Genomic DNA, 6,593 nt, shown 5'->3' with positions numbered 1-6,593 from the left:
GGCAGACACCCCAGGGATGGTCATTCCATCCGGGGGGTGTTCAGGCGGTCAACAGGCCCTCCTGCGAAACGGTTCGGCAGGCTTTTGAACCTTCAAGCAGGCTCAAGAAGCTGTCAGATCCAACGCGGGGGAACCCCAGCGGTTCCCTTTCACACGCTCCGTCCCTCCGAACCGTTTCGCAGGAGGGCCTGTTGACCGCCTGAACACCCCAGGGATGGAATGACCATCCCTGGGGTGTCTGCCTATGCCCGCGCCAGCACCAGTTCGTCCAGCGGAATGCGCTCCGTCCGCCACCGCTCCGGGCTGGCAGGCGCGCCGTCCGCGTATCCGACGGCCAGAATGTTCACCGGCTCCAGGTGCTCCGGCAGGCCGAGGGCCGCCTTCACCGCCTCCGGCTGGAAGTAGCAGATCCACACCGAGCCCAGCCCCAGGGCCGACGCCGCCAGCATCATGTGGTCGGTGAGGATGGACGCGTCGATGTCTGTGGTCTGCTTGCCGTCAAAGGGCCGCTTCCACGCCCGGCTCCGGTCGGCGCACACCACCACCGCCAGGGGCGCGCCGTAGAGCTCCGCCGCCCCGGCCAGCCGTCTGCGCCCGTCCGGCGTCTCCACCACCAGCAGGCGCACCGGCTGGCAATTGGCGGCGGTGGGGGCCGCCTGGGCCGCCTCCAGAAGCTGCTCCACCTTTTCCGGCTCCACCGGACGGTTCTGATATTGGCGCACCGAATAGCGCGCCCGAACCAATTTCAAAAAGTCCATCTCGGATACTCCTTTACGAGGTTGTATTTCAGGCCGGCCTGTACTATCATTATATCCGAATCCATCTTCCGCGCAAGAATGTACTTTTCGGGTAGATACTACCCAAATGGAAAGGAGCTCCCCTATGGAAATCCCCTGCTGCGGCTTTACCTGCCCCGTTGAGGCCACCCTGCGCCTTGTGGGCGGAAAATATAAAGCGGTGATCCTCTGGCACCTGATGGACGCGGGCACCCTCCGCTACCACGAGCTGCACCGGCGCATCCCGCGGGCCACCGACAAGATGCTGGCCCAGCAGCTCCGTGAGCTGGAGCGGGACGGCCTGCTCCGGCGCGCCGTCTATCCGGTGGTGCCGCCCAAGACGGAGTACAGCCTCACCGACTTCGGCCGGAGCCTCGCCCCCATTCTGGACGAGATGTGCCGCTGGGGGGAGTGGTATCTGGCCCAGAGCAGCTCCGCTTCCTCTTCACAATCTTGAAAAAGGGCCCTCCGCCCCCCCCCCTTTCCGCGCGCTGTCTGATTACGCCATCTCCCCGGCCAGGGAGCGCTCCATGTAGTCCCGGATGATCTCCGGATCGCCGGTCTGGCCCAGCACCCACATGAGCTTGGTCACCGCCGCCTCGGTGGTCATATCCCGGCCCTGGATCACCCCCTGGGCCAGAGCCCTCTGCCCCACCTCGTAGACGGAGAAGTCGCTGGGCTCGTAGAGGCACTGGGAGCACACCACCACGGTCATGCCCGCCCGGGCGGCCGCCTGGAGCTTGGCGATCAGATCCCGCCGGACGAAGTGCAGCCCCCCAGCGCCGAAGGCCTCGATGACGATGCCCCGGTAGTGCATCTGGAGCAGCATGTCGAAGATCTCCGGGTCGAGTCCGGGGGTGAGCTTGATGAGGAATACCTTGTCGCACAGCTTGTCCCGCAGGGCGCACGCTCCGGCGGGGGCGGGGATGGCCTCCCGGTGGATCTGCAGCCCCTTGCCGTCCACATTGGCGGCCAGGGGCCAGTTGACGCTCTCAAAGGCATCGAAGTCGGTGGTGCGGGTCTTGACCGCCCGGCAGCCCAGAATCACCTTCCGGTCGAAGGCCAGGAACACCCCCGGCACGCCGGAGGCCGCCATGGCCAGGGCGGTGCGCAGATTCTCCATGCCGTCGCTGAGGGGGTGGGCCATGGGGAGCTGGGCCCCGGTGAGCACCACCGGGATGGAGATGCCCCGCAGCATAAAGGAGAGCACCGAGGCGGTGTAGGCCATGGTGTCGGTGCCGTGGGTAATCACGATGCCGCTGTACTCCATCCGGTTTTCAAAGACGTGGCGGGCGATGGTCTGCCACTCCTCCGGCTGGATGTTGGAGGAGTCCAGGTGGAGGATATCCCGGATCGTGATGTCGTAGCAGTCCATAATTCCCTGGGGGAGCAGCCCGGCCAGGGCCTCCCCGTCCAGGCCGGGGGCCAGTCCCTCCGCCGTGGGCAGAGAGGCGATGGTGCCCCCGGTGGTCAGCAGCAGGATGTGGGGCCGCACTCAGAACACCTCCGCCAGGGCCTCCGCACGGCGGGCGGCGTCGGCCAGAAGCGCCTCCTTGTCGTTGCGGATATCGTCCAGCCCCTCGGCGTCCAGACACTGGAACTCCGGGATGCCGTACATAGTGCACAGGGCCTTCAGCACGGGGGTGGCCGTCTCCATGGGGGTGCCGGCGTAGTTGCCGCCCCGGGTGGTGATATAGAGCAGCTTGGAGGCCCGGCACAGCCCCACCATGGCCCCCTCCTCGCTGTAGCCAAAGGTGAGGTCGGTGACGGAGATGCGCTCCAGGTAGATCTTCAGGATGGCGGGGAAGCTCATATCCCAGAAAGGGGCGGCAATGACGAGCTTATCCGCCGCCGCGAACTGCCAGGCGGGCTCAAACATGGGCTGCTCCAGCTTGCCCGCACTCCAAAGCGCGTCCCGCTCGGCCAGCACCTCCGGGTACTGTGGCTGGAGCCGGGCGGCGCAGAGATCCCGCTCGGTGATCACCGTATCCGGGTGGGCCGCCCGGTAGGCGTCCAGAAAGCGCCGGGCCAGCTTCAGCGTGCGGGAGCGCTCTCCACGCACGCAGGCGTTGATAAAGAGAAGGTTTTCCATCGTAATTCACACTCCTGAGAGAAGGATTTCCAGTCTGCTCCTATCCTATCACAGGGCATGGCGGGATGCAAGCCTCCACTAGCCTCCCGGCCATCTGAGCCAAGTCCCCAGCCCGCGTTCCGGCAGAGGGCGCGGAATTCCTCATCCCCCCGCCGCCTTGTCGTCACGGCGCAGCGTACCCTCTCCCCCGTCTGCCAGAAGCATGCCGTCCATGTGCTGAGTCTGCCCAGCCGCCAGCCCTCCGCCCCCAGCCGATTGAGCCACGCCTCCGCCGTCTTGGCATCGCTCCCATCAAAGTAGAACCATTTCCTCATCGTCCTCTTCATCATTCTTCCCCCTTTCTTGTGTGGGGCATCGGCCCTACGCCGCAGTCTGATATGCGCCCCGTAGGGGCGTCCCTTGTGGCCGCCCGCGCTTTTCCGGCGGCACGCCGGAGCGCTGCCGCCGGATTTGCTCCCCTGTAGGGGCAGGTGCCCTCACCCGCCCGGGGGCCTGTGGGTATCGGCCCCTACGCCCCTTCCGCCAGCCAGGCGCGGATGTCCGCCAGGGTTTTGGCACCGGTCAGGTCAATCTGATTGCCCTCGATACGGAGCACTTGGTTTCCATTTCGTAAAATCAGGCCCTCATATTCCCCGCTGGAATAGCTCCAGGCCCGGTCGAACCCCAGCTCCACCGCCCGGAGAGCCGTCGGCCTGTGCCGGTGGAATTCCCGCTGAAGTCGTTTTTCGTCCCCTTCCGCAGCCCGGAAATCCTCACAGATCCACTCCGCCAGCCAGCCGGCGCGGCAGTCCATCCGCTCCACCCACAAATCGCCTTCCTCCTGATCATAGCGGCAATACTCGAAGGATGCGGCCGCGATGGAGTTCTGTTCCCTTGTATAGGCGGAATAGCCGTCTATATAATTGGTCTGCCCTTCTCCAACGCTCAACAGGAGGCACAGGACGAGGACGGCAATCAGCACTCCCTCTATCAGCGGGCGTATCCCCCGGAGTCTGGCTCCCCACCGCCGTGGTACGGGAAAGGGCTCCCCCTCTGCCACCACCTGGCGGCATTTTGCCCGGTAGCGGAGCACCCGCACCACGAAAAACAGATCCATTCCCAGCCACAACAGCACAAGGGTCGCCATGGCCATGGAGATATTGGACAGGAACAGCTCCCACATGCGGGGGTGCTCCCTGATGTACCCCCCTACGGTCCAGATGGACCAATAGACGGCAAGATAGGACAGGCTCCACACCTGGTCGGCCAGGGCCTTTTTCCACACGTAATTCCACTCCATATCCTTGTCGGTCTGGATCGGAGCAGGATCGCCTCCCTCTTTGGCCCGGAAGTAAAACAGTCCCCCGTCCTCTTCCAGCAACTCCCATCCGGCCTCCCCGCAGAGGGTCAGATAGTCCGACCGGGCATCCCAGTCCTTTTTCCGCTCGCTCTTCCACCGGGCGGGCTCCACCCAGCACCGGCGGGGGCGCTCCGCACGCCGGAAGGTGGCGGTAAACAGCCCCACCTCCTCCAGCTCCCAGCCCCGCTCCGCCTGCTCGTCCAGCTCCGCTTGGGCCGCCTTGGCATCCTCGACGGTGTAGCGGAACCAGCGGATACTCTTTTGCTTCCTCATGTCTCCCCCTCCAGCCTGGACAGCACTTCGTCCAGCCACATCTCGTCTGGAAGCGCGCCGTCCTTCATCCGAAACACTGTATTCCCCCGCTGGAGCACCCATCCCGATTCTCCCCGGTCAGCCGTCTCCGTTCGCTCCCCGCTCCGGATGTGCCACACACCCTCATACCCCTCCAGAGGCGGTTGCCCAGCGGCCCCCAGTTGTCTCCTGCACCACTCCGCCGTCCAGTCCGCCAGCCAGGGCCAGGGAAGCGTCCATCTGTCCGCAATCTTCTCCTCCAGCGTATACTTTGAACTCAACCCGATACGGCTCCTCAATCCAGCGGGTATGGGCCGCCAGCAGGAGCAGCCATTCTCCCCGTAGCGCGCTCTGCACCACATCCATCAGGAACGTCAGACAGGCCGCCCCCAGAACCCGCCTGTCAGCCAGATCGCACACAGCCGCCGTCAGGGCGCTCCACCGCCCCGGCGCCGGGAGGTTTCGCCCGTCCGCCGCAGCGCCCTGTCCTGGAACCGCCGGTACTCCAGCACGCTGTCGGTCTGAATGGGCGTCGTCCCCGCCGGGGCCTCATAGATGTTTTGGCAGGTCACCCGCTGGCGCAGCCGCCACCCCGCGTCGGCCAGCAGAGCGCGGTAGCCGGGCCCGTCGTCCCGGCCCGGATCGCTCCAGTCGATACAGTAGCACACCGGTACATGGGCCGGGACAAAAACGGCCAGCACGCCCATCCATACCTTTTCCAGCTGCCAGCCCGCCGCCGCCCGGCGGTTCAGTTCAGCCTCCGCCGCCTTCATATCCATCATTGGATAGGTAAACAGGGAAAAACGTCGCTTCATGACTCTTCCTCCTTTTGAAGCACCCGCTCCATGTCCGCTGCCTGCTTCTTGATACGCTCATATTCATTTTGAAGGGTCCGCCCCCCCTCCGGCATCAGAACGTAATATTTCCGGTTGTCCTCCGTACGGGTGCGGCGGATGAGTCCGTCTTTCTCAAACCGCTCCAGCAGAGCGTACAAGGTCCCCGCCCCCACGCTGACCCGGCCACCGGTGAGCTCGGCGATGGCCTGCATGATACCGTAGCCGTGCCGCTCCTCCCGCAGGGCGAGCAGGACATAGAACATCTGCTCCGTCAATGTCTCCAGCTTCTTTCGGGCCATGCCGCTCGCCTCCCTTTATGTCGATTATCGTTACAATGATACTATATCAATATTCGATATAAGTCAAGCAAAAAAGAGGAGCCGTCTCCGGCTCCTCTCTGGTTGTCTGTGTATTTTCATCGGCTATGGACGGACTGACCGGTTACAGGCAGACCGGCACCGGCCCGGCGATGGCAAGGGAATCCGGTGTCACGGTACACTCCCGGGCCAGAATCTGTACACCGGCCGCCGCCGCCCGCCGCAGCGCCGCGCCGAAGGCCGGATGGGTAAGGTCATTGGGGGCAAAATCCCGCATACCGGCCATCTGGAGCACAAAGCAGACCGCCGCCTCATAGCCCTCAGCCTGACAGGCGATCAGCTCCTCCAGGTGTTTGACTCCCCGCTCCGTTGGCGCGTCGGGAAAACGGGCATGGCCGTCCTCCTCCAAGGTAACTCCCTTTACTTCCACAAATCCCCGCCGTCCGGTGGATAACTCCCAGTAGAAGTCGAACCGGGACTTTCCCCAGGCGGTCTCGGGCCGCAGAAGCGACAGCCCCGGCAGGAACCCGCCGCCTTCCGCCCACTCCCGGAAAACCTGATTGGGCGCCTGGGCGTCCATGTTGATCAGCAGCCCGCCCTTCTCCACCGCAATCAGATCATAGCGGGTTTTCCGATTTGGATTGTCGCTCTCCTGTAGATAAATGACAGCCCCTGGAGTGAGGAGCTCCCGGCAGCGACCGGTGTTTTTGACATGGCAGACCACCGGCTGGCCATCCAGCTCCGCATGGGCAATAAAGCGGTTCGGGCGCTCCACAAACACCCCGCGCCGCACCCCTGAATAATGCACGCTCTCCCACTCCTCTTCAAGAGAACAAAAAACGGACTTCATATGAAGTCCGTTTTCTGTGTCGGCGTTACCTATCTTCCCGGTCCGTCTCCAGACAAGTATTTTCGGCGCAGGTGAGCTTAACTTCCGTGTTC

Annotated in this window: 10 protein-coding genes; 1 reads left to right on the top strand and 9 read right to left on the bottom strand. The window is 64.1% G+C overall.

Annotated elements, in window-relative coordinates; translation table 11 throughout:
• Positions 1–242: 242 nt before the first annotated feature.
• Positions 243–758, bottom strand: coding sequence for a nitroreductase family protein (locus ACESY8_RS18585; RefSeq protein WP_009257493.1), 516 nt, complete (start codon positions 756–758; stop codon positions 243–245).
• A 124-nt stretch (positions 759–882) separates the two neighbouring features.
• On the opposite strand from ACESY8_RS18585, the gene ACESY8_RS18580 reads away from it, so the two are divergent.
• Positions 883–1,233, top strand: a complete 351-nt coding sequence (locus ACESY8_RS18580; RefSeq protein WP_007488174.1) for a winged helix-turn-helix transcriptional regulator — start codon at positions 883–885, stop codon at positions 1,231–1,233.
• Between the two features lie 42 nt (positions 1,234–1,275).
• On the opposite strand, the gene ACESY8_RS18575 is transcribed toward ACESY8_RS18580, so the two are convergent.
• From ACESY8_RS18575 to sfsA, 8 genes are all read right to left on the bottom strand, one after another.
• Complete coding sequence (locus ACESY8_RS18575; RefSeq protein WP_009257492.1) at positions 1,276–2,271, bottom strand: asparaginase; 996 nt, start codon at positions 2,269–2,271, stop codon at positions 1,276–1,278.
• Positions 2,272–2,868 carry an NAD(P)H-dependent oxidoreductase gene (locus tag ACESY8_RS18570; protein ID WP_009257491.1) on the bottom strand — a complete coding sequence of 199 codons (597 nt, stop codon included), beginning with the start codon at positions 2,866–2,868 and terminating at the stop codon, positions 2,272–2,274.
• A 141-nt stretch (positions 2,869–3,009) separates the two neighbouring features.
• On the bottom strand, positions 3,010–3,132 hold the full coding sequence (locus tag ACESY8_RS18565; protein ID WP_021633022.1) for a hypothetical protein: 123 nt from the start codon (positions 3,130–3,132) through the stop codon (positions 3,010–3,012).
• Between the two features lie 244 nt (positions 3,133–3,376).
• A complete protein-coding gene (locus ACESY8_RS18560; RefSeq protein ID WP_054339059.1) occupies positions 3,377–4,480 on the bottom strand; it encodes a DUF2812 domain-containing protein in 1,104 nt (367 codons plus the stop codon).
• Positions 4,477–4,779, bottom strand: a complete 303-nt coding sequence (locus ACESY8_RS18555) for a hypothetical protein (protein WP_226928407.1) — start codon at positions 4,777–4,779, stop codon at positions 4,477–4,479. The genes ACESY8_RS18560 and ACESY8_RS18555 overlap by 4 nt, the downstream gene beginning before the upstream one ends.
• A gap of 147 nt (positions 4,780–4,926) precedes the next feature.
• The gene (locus ACESY8_RS18550) at positions 4,927–5,313 is read right to left on the bottom strand and encodes a hypothetical protein (RefSeq protein WP_434307743.1); all 387 of its coding nucleotides are present in this window, start codon (positions 5,311–5,313) and stop codon (positions 4,927–4,929) included.
• A complete protein-coding gene (locus ACESY8_RS18545) occupies positions 5,310–5,633 on the bottom strand; it encodes a PadR family transcriptional regulator (protein WP_054339057.1) in 324 nt (107 codons plus the stop codon). Before ACESY8_RS18545 ends, ACESY8_RS18550 begins: the two co-directional genes overlap by 4 nt.
• Positions 5,634–5,775: 142 nt before the next feature.
• Complete coding sequence (gene sfsA / locus ACESY8_RS18540) at positions 5,776–6,459, bottom strand: DNA/RNA nuclease SfsA (protein WP_044942721.1); 684 nt, start codon at positions 6,457–6,459, stop codon at positions 5,776–5,778.
• Positions 6,460–6,593 lie beyond the last annotated feature (134 nt).

Origin of the sequence: Clostridium sp. ATCC BAA-442 (assembly GCF_964239415.1) — a bacterium.
Lineage (GTDB): Bacteria > Bacillota > Clostridia > Oscillospirales > Oscillospiraceae > Flavonifractor > Flavonifractor plautii.
Note: the sequence above shows the minus strand (reverse complement) of the source record. Positions and strands in the feature narration are given on the sequence as shown.

Coding starts and splice junctions, on each gene's coding strand:
- ACESY8_RS18585 (WP_009257493.1), bottom strand. CDS start 758: ATGGACTTTTTGAAATTGGTTCGGGCGCGCTATTCGGTGCGCCAATAT.
- ACESY8_RS18580 (WP_007488174.1), top strand. CDS start 883: ATGGAAATCCCCTGCTGCGGCTTTACCTGCCCCGTTGAGGCCACCCTG.
- ACESY8_RS18570 (WP_009257491.1), bottom strand. CDS start 2,868: ATGGAAAACCTTCTCTTTATCAACGCCTGCGTGCGTGGAGAGCGCTCC.
- ACESY8_RS18560 (WP_054339059.1), bottom strand. CDS start 4,480: ATGAGGAAGCAAAAGAGTATCCGCTGGTTCCGCTACACCGTCGAGGAT.
- ACESY8_RS18550 (WP_434307743.1), bottom strand. CDS start 5,313: ATGAAGCGACGTTTTTCCCTGTTTACCTATCCAATGATGGATATGAAG.
- ACESY8_RS18545 (WP_054339057.1), bottom strand. CDS start 5,633: ATGGCCCGAAAGAAGCTGGAGACATTGACGGAGCAGATGTTCTATGTC.